The organism is Paenibacillus dokdonensis (genome assembly GCF_004916975.1).
Lineage (GTDB): Bacteria > Bacillota > Bacilli > Paenibacillales > Paenibacillaceae > Paenibacillus_AQ > Paenibacillus_AQ dokdonensis.
On the sequence record NZ_STGQ01000003.1, the window covers coordinates 873,147 to 886,769 of the forward strand.

Annotated in this window: 13 protein-coding genes; 4 read left to right on the top strand and 9 right to left on the bottom strand. The window is 48.2% G+C overall.

The annotated features are described in order from the left end of the window. Positions 1-86 precede the first annotated feature (86 nt). The 4 genes from E6W40_RS28170 to E6W40_RS28185 all read right to left on the bottom strand — a co-directional run bounded on the left by E6W40_RS28170 (position 87) and on the right by E6W40_RS28185 (position 4,255). Positions 87-1,121 (bottom strand): HD-GYP domain-containing protein, encoded by a 1,035-nt coding sequence (locus tag E6W40_RS28170; RefSeq protein ID WP_136608872.1) that lies wholly within the window; start codon positions 1,119-1,121, stop codon positions 87-89. 56 nt (positions 1,122-1,177) lie between these two features. Next, positions 1,178-2,944 carry a tRNA epoxyqueuosine(34) reductase QueG gene (gene queG / locus E6W40_RS28175; RefSeq protein ID WP_136608955.1) on the bottom strand — a complete coding sequence of 589 codons (1,767 nt, stop codon included), beginning with the start codon at positions 2,942-2,944 and terminating at the stop codon, positions 1,178-1,180. Positions 2,945-2,991: 47 nt separating this feature from the next. Continuing rightward, on the bottom strand, positions 2,992-3,597 hold the full coding sequence (gene lepB / locus E6W40_RS28180; protein ID WP_136608873.1) for a signal peptidase I: 606 nt from the start codon (positions 3,595-3,597) through the stop codon (positions 2,992-2,994). Between the two features lie 229 nt (positions 3,598-3,826). Then, complete coding sequence (locus tag E6W40_RS28185; RefSeq protein WP_136608874.1) at positions 3,827-4,255, bottom strand: GNAT family N-acetyltransferase; 429 nt, start codon at positions 4,253-4,255, stop codon at positions 3,827-3,829. Between the two features lie 546 nt (positions 4,256-4,801). Between E6W40_RS28185 and E6W40_RS28190 the strand changes: the two genes are divergently transcribed. Further along, on the top strand, positions 4,802-5,419 hold the full coding sequence (locus tag E6W40_RS28190) for a superoxide dismutase (protein WP_136608875.1): 618 nt from the start codon (positions 4,802-4,804) through the stop codon (positions 5,417-5,419). Between the two features lie 76 nt (positions 5,420-5,495). On the opposite strand, the gene mutY is transcribed toward E6W40_RS28190, so the two are convergent. Continuing rightward, positions 5,496-6,656, bottom strand: coding sequence for an A/G-specific adenine glycosylase (mutY, locus tag E6W40_RS28195; RefSeq protein WP_136608876.1), 1,161 nt, complete (start codon positions 6,654-6,656; stop codon positions 5,496-5,498). Between the two features lie 41 nt (positions 6,657-6,697). After that, positions 6,698-7,096 (bottom strand): holo-ACP synthase, encoded by a 399-nt coding sequence (gene acpS, locus E6W40_RS28200; RefSeq protein WP_136608877.1) that lies wholly within the window; start codon positions 7,094-7,096, stop codon positions 6,698-6,700. A 193-nt stretch (positions 7,097-7,289) separates the two neighbouring features. On the opposite strand from acpS, the gene E6W40_RS28205 reads away from it, so the two are divergent. Both E6W40_RS28205 and E6W40_RS28210 read left to right on the top strand, forming a co-directional pair. Beyond that, positions 7,290-7,850, top strand: a complete 561-nt coding sequence (locus tag E6W40_RS28205; RefSeq protein ID WP_136608878.1) for a PadR family transcriptional regulator — start codon at positions 7,290-7,292, stop codon at positions 7,848-7,850. Further along, positions 7,819-8,607 (top strand): CPBP family intramembrane glutamic endopeptidase, encoded by a 789-nt coding sequence (locus tag E6W40_RS28210; protein ID WP_136608879.1) that lies wholly within the window; start codon positions 7,819-7,821, stop codon positions 8,605-8,607. Before E6W40_RS28205 ends, E6W40_RS28210 begins: the two co-directional genes overlap by 32 nt. Before the next feature lie 130 nt (positions 8,608-8,737). Here the strand turns inward: E6W40_RS28210 and nadE are convergent, their stop codons facing one another. The 3 genes from nadE to E6W40_RS28225 all read right to left on the bottom strand — a co-directional run bounded on the left by nadE (position 8,738) and on the right by E6W40_RS28225 (position 11,945). After that, complete coding sequence (nadE, locus tag E6W40_RS28215; RefSeq protein WP_136608880.1) at positions 8,738-9,547, bottom strand: ammonia-dependent NAD(+) synthetase; 810 nt, start codon at positions 9,545-9,547, stop codon at positions 8,738-8,740. A 141-nt stretch (positions 9,548-9,688) separates the two neighbouring features. Further along, positions 9,689-10,123 carry a BrxA/BrxB family bacilliredoxin gene (locus E6W40_RS28220; RefSeq protein WP_136608881.1) on the bottom strand — a complete coding sequence of 145 codons (435 nt, stop codon included), beginning with the start codon at positions 10,121-10,123 and terminating at the stop codon, positions 9,689-9,691. 160 nt (positions 10,124-10,283) lie between these two features. Further along, positions 10,284-11,945, bottom strand: a complete 1,662-nt coding sequence (locus E6W40_RS28225; protein ID WP_136608882.1) for a two-component system sensor histidine kinase NtrB — start codon at positions 11,943-11,945, stop codon at positions 10,284-10,286. Positions 11,946-12,217: 272 nt separating this feature from the next. On the opposite strand from E6W40_RS28225, the gene E6W40_RS28230 reads away from it, so the two are divergent. Then, a complete protein-coding gene (locus E6W40_RS28230) occupies positions 12,218-13,495 on the top strand; it encodes a BaiN/RdsA family NAD(P)/FAD-dependent oxidoreductase (RefSeq protein WP_136608883.1) in 1,278 nt (425 codons plus the stop codon). The last annotated feature ends 128 nt before the right edge of the window (positions 13,496-13,623 follow it).

The following is a 13,623-nucleotide window of genomic DNA, read 5'->3' on the forward strand; positions in this document are numbered from 1 at the left end:
CACCTCATATTTATAGATCAATACTTTGTGTGCTTTGCAACACGAAACTATCATAGCATGTACCCGTGTGGCTAGCAAATGGATTTCTACATTAAAACAGCCTCTATAAAAACGGTCGTTTCCTGCGCCAAATCCAGCTCCTTGACGTCAAGATGGCTTGCCTCGCCGCGTACGATTCTTACCACTGGACGGCCCGGTAGACCGCGGTGCTGATTCACAACAACGCCCGATTCTTTGGTTGACAGCCTGACAGCAGCTCCGTTGGGATAGATCGAAACCATGCGGTTGAACTGTATCAATACCTCATAATCCAGCTGCTTCTCCGACATGGCCATCATTTCCTCACAGGCCTCATGAGGCAGCAGTTTTTTTGATTTCGGAAGTAACGGATGGATCAGCCGGTCATAGGTGTCCGCAGCCGATACGATTTTGGCATACAGATGAATCTCATCACCTGTCAGTCCACGCGGAAGGCCCAAACCATCGATCCGTTCATGATGCTGCAAGGCCACGTGGGCAACCAAGAGACTAAAATCTCTTTTATTCTTGAGCTTTTCGAACCCTCTCCACGTATGATGGGATTTGAGTCCAGGTAAAATATCATCCTCTTCACTCATACCGCTTTTTCCGATATCATGCATTAGCGCACCTGTTGCGAGCTCCTTCAGCTGCTGGTAATTGAGCCCCATATTGATACCCATCACAGCAGACAGCAGACAAACATTCATCGCATGAATATACTCACTGTTGTCTGTCGTCCGTATATCAGTCAGCTGGACCAGCATCTCCTTGTTACTCATCACATCTTCCAGGAGGCTCTCTACACTGCTTCCAATCAATTGGATGTTCCAGTCCTTTCCGGAACGCACCACCTCAAAAGCGTTGTACATCTCTTGAATGATCCCCTGCTTGGTCGCCTCGCTGAGCATGTCATCCGTATCCACATCATCAAACAGCGGATCCTGAATATACAGCATCGTAACGCCAATCCGGTTTAATGTGTTGATCATGTACACCGTCAGCTGAACGCCTGCAGACAGGAGCACCGTACCGTTGCCGGAATATATGGTTTTGCCTAAGAATTGTCCGGGCTCAACGTTGTCAATGCTTATATACCTCATGATTCTTCCCCCGATTTTCAGCGGCTGATGCGAAAGCCGGACAGCTCTTCACCGCTTTACTCTTCAATCCGCGTATTTCTTTCGGGAAGTGAATCCTCCAGGCTCAGAAGCAGGCGCTTGGTTTCAAGACCTCCACGGTAGCCTGTCAGGCTTCCGTCGCTTTCAAGTACCCGGTGGCAAGGAATGATAACCGGAACCGGATTTTTATTAATGGCGCCGGCGACCGCTCTGATGGCTTTCGGTCTTTTGATCTCTTCCGCTACAACCCCGTAAGAACGGATCTCTCCATATGGAATATCGGCAAGAGTCGTCCAAACCTGAAGCTGAAAAGGTGTTCCGCGCAAATCCAGCGCCAGATCAAACTCTGTGCGCTGCCCGGCGAAGTATTCTCCGAGCTGTCGTTTGGCCTCAGCAAGACGATCGTCGTCATGTTCGAATTCGCCACCGCCGCACCAGGTGCGGGACCATTTTTGCAGGACAGCTTCCTTCACGCTAAAGCTGCCGAACTCGATCAGGCAAAGTCCTCTATCTGTGGCGCATAATGTTAATGGTCCAATCTTGGACTGCATTTCATCGTAATAAATCGTTTCCGGCTCTCCACTGAGAGCAGATGAAAATCCAGGTGCTTCGCTTACCGTTTCTGCTGTGTTCGCTTTCGTTTGCGATTGAAGTTGTTCCTTCGCTTCCCCGAGCATTTCTCTGACCTTCTCGTCCTGCTCTTCAGCTATGGCTTTATTCATGATGTTCAATGCCTCTTCGCCTCCTATGCGTCCCAGCGACCAGGCTGCGGTTCCCCGCAGCTCCGGCCGTGGGTCCTTCAGCAGTACCTCACCCAGTTTGGGCACCGCAGATTTATCCTTGTAATTCCCGAGCGCAATCACCGCATTGCGCTGGATTGGTTTTCTGCCCCGCCATGCGGCGGCGCTTTCCCCGAACTTCTCCTTGAATTCACGGTTACTTAGATCCAGAATCGGCAGCAGAAGCGGTCTGTCCTTATCCGGGTCTGGCAGTAAATCCTCATGATGCGACCAGTGCTTCCCCTTATTTTTAGGACAGATCACCTGACAGGTATCGCAGCCGTACAAACGGTTGCCTATCTTGCGCATAATCTCATCCGTAAGGAATCCCTTCGTCTGCGTCAGAAAGGAGATACAGCGCTGGGCATTCAGCTGCCCGGGTCCCACCAGAGCCCCTGTCGGACAAGCGTCAATGCATAGCGTACAGTCCCCGCAGTCCTCCGTCACCGGTGTATCTGGAGGAAAAGGAATATTCGTTACCATATCTCCAAGAAAGATCCAAGAGCCCCATTTCGGAGAAATAATGCAGCAGTTTTTTCCGCTAAAGCCAATACCGGCACGTTCCGCAACGGCCCTGTCTACAAGCGCTCCTGTATCCACCATACTGTCCAGCACAGCCTCAGGTACCCGCTCCCGGATAAAAGCCTCGAGCTTGCCCATCGCCTCCCGCAGTACATGATGATAATCCTTGCCCCATGATGAGCGCGACAAAACGCCCCGATATTTGCCCGGCTCGTTTTTGGGAACATCAGTCATTTTGGAAGAATAGGCGACAGCGATAGATATGAGAGAGGCGGGCTCTGCGGAAGGTAGTGCGGGGGTAACACGTTTATCCAGATCAGGTTCTTCAAAGCCGGACTCATAACCGAGATCACGGTGGTTTTGCAAAATGGCCTTCAATGATACAAAGGGGTCTGCGGAGGCAAAGCCGATTTCGTCAATGCCAAAACTCGCCGCAGCCTCTTTAATTTCACGCTTCAGCTGCTCCCAAGGGGAAGTCGGAGGAGCATAAGCAGAGTTTTTCATGTTTGTCAAAAAAGCTTGCGCCTCCTTTTCAGCCTTAATAACGTTTGTTATAAGCCTTTAATCTGGGATACCGGCCAGAAAATAAATTCTGCCCTGCCGACAATAGCTTTGGCGGTAACACTTCCAAAAGAGCGGCTGTCCTTGCTGGCGCCCGCATGCCGGTTATCTCCCATTACAAAGTAGTGATCCTTGTCCAACTTGAGCGGTCCAAAGTCCGGATCTTGGATCTCCACCTCCGTATAAGGCTCGACCTGCATCTGACCGTTCACATAGAGCTTGTGATCTTTCACTTCTACCATATCACCTGGAATACCGATAACCCGTTTGACCAGAAATTCCTTTTTATCCGGTCCATCGCTCGGATCGCGCAGCACAACAATTTCGCCCCGGCTGGGCGATTTGAAATCATATACGATTTTATCAATAAACAGCCTTTCCTTCTCGTACAGCGTTGGCTGCATGGATTGCCCCTTGACCATCGACAGATTGAAGACGAATAAATTAAGCAGCATCATGATTACAAAAGCGATGACAATCGTTTTAGCCCAGTCCCACACTTCGGAGGAAAGACTGCGCTGTTTCGGCTCGGGCACCGGCTTGTCAGCCGGATGTGTCCCCGAGCGTCCGGGTTCATGCTGTTGAACTTGATTCATCCTACACCTCATTTATAGAAAAATCCCCTTATATACAGAAAAGCATATCTTTCGCAGTTTTGCAACGGCAGTAAAGATATGCTCAATATAGAAAATATTGTTTTTTGACAATAATGATAGCTTGTCCATCTAAGAAGTTTCTATGATTTTGTGTGTGTATCATTTGATTGAGACCGGCAAGAAGTTTATAATTTGTATCAACTTGGGTCCATTTTTTACTGCATGCGTATTAGTGCTGGGGACTAATAATGCTAAGATTTTGAAAGGCTTCCAAAATTTTGTTAGCGCCGTAGCCCATCGCTTCGTAAAGCGGCAGAGCGGCTTTGTTATGCTCATCTCCGGCAATCATAATACGGCTCACCTTGCGAACCTGGAAACGCTGTTCCATAGCCGCGACCAATGCTTTGCCAATTCCTTGGCGGCGGTAGTCGGGATGAACGGCAATCCTGTAGTAACAGCCGTGGTTATGCTCGATCGTTCCGATCAAGGCCCCCACAATTTCATCGTCTTCCTCTGCAACCATAATCAATTCCGAATCCCAGGAAAGCTGCCTGGAGAACGGCCCCATCGTATTCCGGTAACACTCTTCGGACAAGGCAACCTGCATCAACTCAGTGACACTGGAACAATCACTTAACTGAAAGGAACGAACATGCATGTCTTAAATCTCCCTTTTTCGTCAGCTTGTTTGGATCCTTGGAAGATCAAGCTCCCCTTAAAATATAAGAAATTGTAAGCTTCGAAAAGTTCTCATCCTTATATCGCAAGGAAAACTTCCGCTTTAAGCGGTCTGTCTTCTGCGAAAGTTCGTCGCTAGACGCTCTCATTATAATCCAGAATAAATATTACGACAAAAACCGTTAAATTCCTTCTTTATCATTCATTAAACCATAGTTTTCTTTAAAAAACACGCATTTTCTTTTGAAAGCGCTTTATAGCAGGCGTTTTCATTGTAATATCAGTCAAATAACCATATAATGGTGATTTTTGGACGCATAAAAATTCGGAGAAAGGGTAATGGATAATACGGATTATGTAAGACCGTACAGACCTAAGTTGACTTTATAAACATAAATGTTGATTTAATTGAAAAAATACGGTTTAATTGTATTTGGATGCATTACTGCTACATAATCCGGTCAATAAAGGATGCTTTTGCCCAGCAAAAACTCCTTTAAAAAAACATTTACAGGAGGTATTTATCATGGCATTTCAATTACCAGCACTTCCTTACCCTAACAATGCGCTCGAGCCTCATATCGACGCACAGACAATGGAGATCCACCACGATCGTCACCATAACACGTATGTAACCAACTTGAATGCAGCTTTGGAAAGCGCTCCTGAACTGCAAAATAAAAGCCTCGACGAGCTTCTGTCGAACCTCGACAGCGTGCCTGAAGGCATCCGTACAGCCGTTCGCAACAACGGCGGCGGACATGCGAACCACTCCCTCTTCTGGGAAACCATCGGACCAAACGGCGGCGGCGCACCAAGCGGCCTGCTGGCAAAAGCTATCGACAGTGATCTTGGCGGTCTCGATAAATTCAAAGAAGACTTCGCCAAAGCGGCTACTACCCGTTTCGGCAGCGGCTGGGCTTGGCTCGTTGTGAACAAAGACGGCAAGCTGGCTGTTACCAGCACGCCTAACCAAGACAACCCAATCATGGAAGGCCAAACTGCGGTTCTGGGCCTTGACGTATGGGAGCATGCTTACTACCTGAAATATCAAAACAAACGCCCTGATTACATCGCTGCCTTCTGGAACGTTGTAAACTGGGATGCTGTCAGCAAACGTTACCAGGAAATCGTTCAACCGTAAGGTGATTTCCGGAGCTAAGGCTCGGCACAGCAAAAGAACCGTCCATATTGGACGGTTCTTTTTGTTGCTCATGATCTTATCCAGCGGTCTGCTTCCCATTAAAGTACTCACGGATGATTTTTAGAAACACATTCGGGAAGGCATAACGGGCCATATCCTCTTCAAAAATCCAGCGATGGATCGGCTCTTCATCCTCCACCTCATGCTCCAGTGTATAGACCGCCTTCGTCTCCGCCACTAAAGGCAGCTTCTCTTCACGGCAGCTGTAAACCTGCAGATTCCAGTGAATATGGCTGAATGTATGCTCAGCATCCATCATATATCCCGTTGGTCTCGCTGTGATTCCTTCTTCCAGCAGCGCGCCTGCCAGGATATCCATCGCCGGTTCATCCGGCAGTCGGCCGCTTCGGCTTTGCGGAACCTGTACATGCGGAAGCTCCCACATTCGGGCCAGTAGGCCTTCTTGCGGACGTTGGCGGATCAGTACCTTGCCTGCATGCTCTCCTGATCCTTCCACCAGAGCCACCACCCGAAATTCAGGACGCGGCGGCTTTGCTTTGGTCTTCACCGGCAGCGACTCCTCGACTCCTTCGAGCCGGGCGGAACAGTGTTCCATTACCGGGCAAGTGAGGCAGTGCGGCGATTTCGGCGTGCACACCAGCGCTCCAAGCTCCATCAGCGCCTGATTGAAGTCGGAAGCACGGCCCTCAGGGATTAGCTCGACGACCAGCCCTTCCATAAATGACCGGGTACTCCCCTTCATGATGTCTTCCTCAATCAGGAAGTAGCGTGACAATACCCGCATGACATTGCCGTCCACCGCTGGCTCAGGCTTGTTGAATGCGATACTCAGCACTGCTCCAGCCGTATATGGGCCAACCCCCTTCAAAGCAAATACCGATTTCTTGTCATCCGGTACTTGTCCGCCATGAAGCTCTTTCACCTGCTTGGCCGCCGTCTGAAGATTTCGCGCACGTGAATAATATCCGAGACCTTCCCAGCACTTCAGCACATCCTGCTCTGGTGCATCCGCCAAATCCTCGACGGTTGGGAACCTTTCAATAAATCGATGGAAATAAGGAATAACAGTATCCACACGTGTCTGCTGCAGCATAATCTCTGATACCCAAATATAGTATGGATTGCGGTGACGGCGCCACGGCAGATCTCTTTTATTACGCATATACCATTCCAGTAAATGATGGCTAAAAAACTTTTTTTGCTCTGTTTGATTCATAAGGCTCTTTCAAATCCTTCCGGCTTTCTTCTCTCTGTAAACTATTTAACTATTCTTTCAATGACTGCAAACGCTGAAGCCAGCTCAGTCTGGTGAGATATGGTCAAATGAATAATATACTCCGCTTCACCTGGAAGCTTAAGGCGTTCCCATGCTCCCGAGCTTAGGACGGCAATGGGTCTTCCCAAGGAATCCGGCAAAATCTCCATGTCGCCAAAGCCGATGATACTGCCGATTCCGCAGCCGAAAGCCTTGGAAATCGACTCTTTGGCGGCAAAACGGCCGGCTACGAATTCAGTCAGCTTTCCGCCTCTTTTTCTGGCTTCCTCCCGCTCTTTCTCCGTGAGGACCCGTTCCATAAACCGATATCCGAGCTGCCCGCTCAGCAGGAGCGAAAGCCGTTTGATTTCCAGCACATCATGCCCGATTCCGTGAATCAATGCACCACACCATCCTTCCAAACATTCAAACCTTATTGTAGCAGGAGAAATCCCGTGATGCGAGTGATGTCTACAATATTTCAATCTGGGATCAGAAGAAATATTTGTAAAAATAGTATTGACCATTTTATATTTATTCGTTATATTTTGTATCGAAACGATATATCGAATCGATACATAAGAGGTGGATCAAATGCTTGAATACATCATTTTGGGGCTGCTGATGGAAGGTAATATGAGTGGCTATGACATGAAAAAGACCATCGACCTGTCCATCGGCATGTTTTACAAGGCCAGCTTTGGCAGTTTATACCCCGCGTTAAAACGCCTTACTGACAAGGCATGGGTATCCGTTACGGAAGAGGAAGACAGCAGCAAGAACAAAAAAATCTACTCCCTCCTTCCGGAAGGCAAGCACAGCTTTATGGAGTGGCTGGGTGCACCGCTTGCGCTCAGCCGCAACGAATTTTTACTAAGAGTGTTTTTTTACGATTATCTGAATGAAGCAACCCGGATCCAGCGCCTTACCGAGTACCATCACAAGCTAAACCAGGAAATCGGCCGTCTGCAGGCAGTCGAGCAGATTGTTGCAGGTGAGCTGGCTGAGATTCCGGACCCGCAGAAGCATTACTACAGAGTATCGGTGTTATCGTACGGCAAGCATTTTTTTCAAATGGAAAAAGAATATGTTGAGCAATTAATTAAAGGAGCTGATCTTAATCATGAAGGTACCGGCCACGCAAGCAAACCTTAACAAGATCCCATTTACGGAAAAGCGTCCCGTTTTAAGCGTTGTTATCATTGAGCTGCTTATCCTCGTTGCGATGTTCATTGCCGGAGCGTATGCCACAATCAAGGAATTGAGCTACACTGCGCCTGTTCTGATTGCCTTTATCCCGATTTCCATTGTGCTGATTCTTTATTTAACCTTGAAGAAGAGCTGGGGACGCTACGGCTTCCGGCCGCTCACCGAGATTCCCCGGCAGAACTGGATCTATTATCTACCGCTCGTGCTCGCGCTGATTTGCATTGCTTTCAATGGATTTAGAAGCTTTACGCTTCAAGAAGCCCTATTCTTTGTTTTCTTTACCTTGATGGTCGGTTTTGTGGAAGAAACGGTATACCGGGGACTGATCCTGCACATTCTTCTTCGGAAAAAGAGCATCACTGCCGCAATCGTCACCTCCAGCCTGCTGTTCTCAGTCACGCATGTCCTTAACATACTATCCGGACAAAGCGCCCAGGACACCATCGTACAGCTTGTCTACGCTCTGCTCACAGGTGCTGCCCTAGCCTTACTCATCGTTAAGAATAAAAATATCATTCCATTAATTATCTACCACTTTATACATAACTTGATCCAGTTTCTCGGCCAGGACGGCCGTTCTGTCTCCGTATGGGATTATGTCATCCTGGTGATCCTGCTTCTGCACTGCGTATGGCTGATCCTGAGCCTGAAAAAAGAGCCTGCATTGCCGCAGGTCTCCGGTTCTTCCAAAGGGATGGCCTAAACGCAAGGACTACCTTTTATTCTCTTGTAGACGTTGCGCGGTTAGATATTGCTCCCATCGCGTTGTCACTTGTTCACAAATTAAAAACGGGCAGCAAGGTTGAATCCTTGACTGCCCGTTTATTCATTTTCTATATCCCCGGAATCAAATTCCGCTTATGCGCTGTTCGCTTGTAGTAGCTTTCCAGACGTTCCTTCGTGGCTGCGCTGACTTCTTTACCCTCGAGGTAGTCGCTGTTCTCATCATAGGAGATGCCCAGCTCCTTTTCGTCGGTCTGTCCTTCCCAAAGTCCCGCGGTTGGTGCCTTGTCCAGGATTTCCTTCGGAACACCCAGGTATCTTGCCAATTGGCGGACCTGACGTTTGTTCAAGGTGCTCATCGGCGTGATGTCAACGGCACCGTCGCCCCACTTGGTGTAGAAGCCGGTAATAGCCTCGGAAGCATGATCCGAACCAACTACAAGCAGATTCAATTCAAATGCGAGTGCATACTGCATCACCATTCGGGTTCTGGCTTTGACATTGCCTTTGCCCTGCGGCGTAATATGACGGTGCACTCCCATGTGCTTAAGCCCCTGCTCGACTTCGAGGGCAATCTCGGTTACGGTATCCTCGATATTGGTCTCGGCAGTATGCTTCAGATCAAAGGCTTTGGCCACGGCATAGCTATGTTCGATATCGTCCTGCATGCCGTAGGGCTGGTATACCCCCAGCGTCATAAATTCATCGCCGTTTTCCTTTGTTAATTCATCCGTTGCCCGCTTGCACAATCCTGCAACGACAGCACTATCAATACCACCGCTAATAGCGATCAGAAGTCCCTTTGCCCCGGCATTCTTCACGTAGGATTTCAGGAAATCCACTCTTTTTCTAACTTCTGCCTCTTCATCAATGACCGGCTTTACGCCCAAGGCTGCAATAATTTCTTCTTGCAGGCTCATCCAAAACACCTCTTCTCATGATACTTGGCTTATATATGAAATTAGCTTGCCCTTCAAGGCTCTCTACCATTACTTAAACAGAAAACCCCGCATAGATCGGTTATCCGATTATACGGGGCATTATGTAACGTGCTGTGCCTATTAACGGCACACACGGTCAAACGCTTCAGTTAAATCCTCGGCAATTTCTTGAGCCGAACGATCTTCTATCTGATGACGTTCAATGAAATGAACAAGCTCCCCATCCTTCAGTACTGCGATGGAAGGAGAGGACGGAGGATATGGTGCAAAATATTCTCTGGCTTTTGCCGTAGCTTCTTTGTCCTGTCCGGCGAATACCGTGAACAGATTGTCAGGCACCAAATCATTTTGCAATGCCAGGGAAACACCAGGACGGCATTGTCCAGCTGCACATCCGCATACCGAGTTAACAACTACCAGGGTTGTACCTGGAGCATCCAACAGATGCGTTTCTACTTCCTCTGGAGTTCTGAGCTCCTTGATCCCGAGACTCGTAAGCTCATCTCTCATCGGTTGAATCATATCCTTCATATATCTGTCAAAAGACATAGACATTTCTTATCACTCCTAATCTGCAAAATATCAAATATATAAATTGAGCTAAAGCAATCCATCTTTAGTTCATTTTATACTGCATACAGATAATATTATACCTTCATAAACCCTGAAATCAAGAGACATCAATGGAACGGGAAACTCTGCAGCACGCGCTGACTCAGGAATCGGCTAACGGAAGCTGAATAATAAACGTTGTGCCTTGACCTTCCTCCGATTCAACCTTAATCTTGCCGCCATGCCGCTCCACGATACTGAGACATAGGGCAAGACCCAGCCCCGTCCCTTTGGCCTTGGTCGTAAAAAAGGGTTCAAACAGCCGCTCCAGGCGGCTTTTGGACATACCCACACCCGTATCCATAACGATCAGTTCCACGATTTGCTCCTTCTCCACAAGACATGTTTGCAGGATAAGCTTCCCTTTCTCTTCCATCGCCTCCATCCCGTTACGGGCGAGATTCAGCAGCAGCTGCTTGATTTCCTTGGCGTTCAGGTTCAGCTTCGGCACACGCTCATCCAACATCAACTCAATGGTTTGTCCACGCAAATTCGCATCCGCCCACAGCAGCGGGCTGAGATCATTGATAATTTGGTGCAGATGCCACTGCTCTTTTTCGGATATCCGGTTTTGAGCAAGGGATAGAAAGTCATTGATGATACCGTTCGCACGATCCAGCTCCTCCATGACAATCCGGTAATAATGGTCAAGCGATTCCGGACTCTTTTCCTTCATCAGCTGAAGAAAACCGCGTACCACAGCCATCGGGTTACGGATTTCATGCGTAATGCTGGCTGCCATCTGTCCGACCAGGCTGAGCCGTTCCACATTTCCCAGTTCGCTCCGCAGTCTCTCCAGCTCAGTGATATCCTGAATGACCAGAACCGCGCCAAGTATTTCACCGGTATAACCGTTCGTAAGCGGCGAGGTACTCGTATAGTGGATCTGCGAGCCAATCCGGATCAGCTCATTATTCATCTTGATGCCTTTCAAGGCTTGAGCAATCCGGAAGCTGATATAATCCTTCTCCATCATATCGACAAATGGGCTCAGCGGATGCCCGAGAATATCATTTTTGGTCAGCTCAGGCTCCCAGCTTTTGAATAAATTCATCATCATTTCGTTAATGCTGGTAACATTGCCGCTGTTATCCACGGATACCATGCACAGGGGTGCCACATCCATCACTTGCTGGAGCTTCTCTTCCTCGCGGAGGTATTTTTCGGAGATGCCCTTGATCTGTTCCTTCAGCAGCAGCTTCTCTAAAGCAAATTCAATGACATAAATGAGTGCTCCGCCAGCAAAAACGCTTACCATGATATAAAACAAAATTAAAAGCAAAGAGCCCGCATCGGAAAAGCTTAAATTAGGATCTTCAATAATAGGGGATGCAGTGATGAGGAGCATGGCGGGTAGGAGACACATCCACAGCTTATTGACTTTATCAGTGAGCGTTCCCTTCCTGAATTGAGGGGACATTAAAACAAGCAAGGGGTATAACGGCAAACCGGTATGCAGAAAAAGTCCAGATAAAGACCATTGTTCGTTTAAAAAATAATCGCAAAGCAGGTATAGTCCTGCCAAAGGAAGTCCGCTTTTATATCCTCCATAGAGCATGCCAATAAATAGCGGCAATATGCCTAGATTAAGGGGAATCAGATGAAACAGCGAGGTGGAAAACATCGAGCACAGCAAAATGCTCAAAGCACTGGATATAATGATCACAAATTCGAATCCCGTAGGATCGAGCTTCCTCTTTCGCCTGAGCGCGCGGACATACTTATCCAGACTAAGCGGGAACAAAAACGCAAATGAACCCGCCATGAGCACCTGTGTTATAATATTTTTCAGCGTAATAATAATCGCAAATCCCTCCTCCCCATCCGGGCAGCATATTCAGATCCATTCACTTGGATGACACTTGGGCATATCTGATTCTGCAGGAAATAGCGACAAAAATAAATTAACTGTAAAAAAGTGATGTACATGTTGATTAAATCACAGCCTACACTATATTACAATATACCCTGATATATCCTAAAAAGGTACAATTAAAACGTGGATCCGGGGGTCATCGGTTAGAAGGAGAGAAAAACGTGAAAGAATATGATGTCATTGTCGTTGGAGGCGGATCTGCGGGTCTCATGGCCTGCATCGCAGCTGCCAAAAACGGCGCCTCAGTCCTGCTTCTGGATAAGGGAAGCAAGCTTGGCCGCAAGCTCGGCATCTCGGGAGGCGGCCGCTGCAATGTGACCAATGCCAAAGAAACCGAGGAGCTGATTGCCCATATTCCAGGCAACGGCCGTTTTTTATACAGTGCTTTTCAGCATTTTAACAATCGCGATATCATGAGTTTTTTTGAAGGCTTGGGCATTGCTCTGAAGGAAGAGGACAACGGCAGAATGTTTCCTGTATCCGATAAGGCAGCCAGTGTGGTTAACACGCTCGTGGGAGAAGTCCGGAGGCTTGGCGTGCAGATCAAAACGGATACTCCGGTAGCGGAAGTGCTTTATGATCATGGACAGGCCTCAGGCATAAAGCTTGCATCTGGTGCATCATACCGCTCTTCCAGTGTTATCCTCGCCACGGGCGGCAAATCGGTACCCCATACGGGATCAACTGGTGACGGTTATCCGTGGGCACAAGCCGCTGGACATACCATTACGGAATTATATGCTACCGAGGTACCTATCGTATCCCGAGAAAGCTGGATCGCAGCCAAAGAGCTTCAGGGCTTGTCTCTTCGTGATGTCGAGCTGTCGGTATGGAATCCGAAAGGCAAGAAGGTCATCGGACACCGCGGAGATATGATATTTACCCATTTCGGACTCTCCGGTCCTATTGCCCTGCGATGCAGCCAGTTTATCCGTCAGGTGAAAAATAAATTCAAGGTCAATGAAGTGGAAATGGCCGTGGATTTATTTCCCGATACGCCTCCTCATGAACTGGAACGCATTTTGCGTGAAAAGCTGGCTGATGAGCCCAAGAAGGCCATCAAAAACGTGCTCAAGGGCACCGTTCCGGAACGTATGCTGCCGCTGCTCATGAACCGGGCCGAGCTGGACGGCGACGCCACTTTCGCCCATCTGCCAAAGCAGCAGTGGTCCACCTTTGTGGACGTGCTGAAGAAGTTCGTTATTCATGTCACCGGTACCAAATCGATCGAGGAAGCTTTTGTCACCGGAGGCGGTGTCAATCTGAAGGAAATCAACCCGAAAACGATGGAATCGAAGCTGATGCCGGGTCTCTTTTTCTGTGGAGAGATTCTGGATATTCACGGTTATACCGGAGGATACAATATCACGGCAGCCTTTTCAACGGGCTATACGGCCGGTATGCATGCGGCGCAAATGACCCATCCATTTGATAATTAATATGAATTTATATGTTAAAAGCCCGAATTTCTCAAGTGGTCAAGACCCCATTTAGTGGACATTGAAAAAACACCTAGGCTGCAAACTGGCGCCGGTACTGTACCGGCGTCAGTTTGTTTAATTTACGC

Bases quoted from the DNA above. Each gene is read 5' to 3' on its own strand.
- E6W40_RS28170 (WP_136608872.1), bottom strand. From the start codon at position 1,121: ATGAGGTATATAAGCATTGACAACGTTGAGCCCGGACAATTCTTAGGC.
- queG (WP_136608955.1), bottom strand. From the start codon at position 2,944: ATGAAAAACTCTGCTTATGCTCCTCCGACTTCCCCTTGGGAGCAGCTG.
- lepB (WP_136608873.1), bottom strand. From the start codon at position 3,597: ATGAATCAAGTTCAACAGCATGAACCCGGACGCTCGGGGACACATCCG.
- E6W40_RS28185 (WP_136608874.1), bottom strand. From the start codon at position 4,255: ATGCATGTTCGTTCCTTTCAGTTAAGTGATTGTTCCAGTGTCACTGAG.
- E6W40_RS28190 (WP_136608875.1), top strand. From the start codon at position 4,802: ATGGCATTTCAATTACCAGCACTTCCTTACCCTAACAATGCGCTCGAG.
- mutY (WP_136608876.1), bottom strand. From the start codon at position 6,656: ATGAATCAAACAGAGCAAAAAAAGTTTTTTAGCCATCATTTACTGGAA.
- E6W40_RS28205 (WP_136608878.1), top strand. From the start codon at position 7,290: ATGCTTGAATACATCATTTTGGGGCTGCTGATGGAAGGTAATATGAGT.
- E6W40_RS28210 (WP_136608879.1), top strand. From the start codon at position 7,819: ATGAAGGTACCGGCCACGCAAGCAAACCTTAACAAGATCCCATTTACG.
- nadE (WP_136608880.1), bottom strand. From the start codon at position 9,547: ATGAGCCTGCAAGAAGAAATTATTGCAGCCTTGGGCGTAAAGCCGGTC.
- E6W40_RS28220 (WP_136608881.1), bottom strand. From the start codon at position 10,123: ATGTCTATGTCTTTTGACAGATATATGAAGGATATGATTCAACCGATG.
- E6W40_RS28225 (WP_136608882.1), bottom strand. From the start codon at position 11,945: ATGGCGGGTTCATTTGCGTTTTTGTTCCCGCTTAGTCTGGATAAGTAT.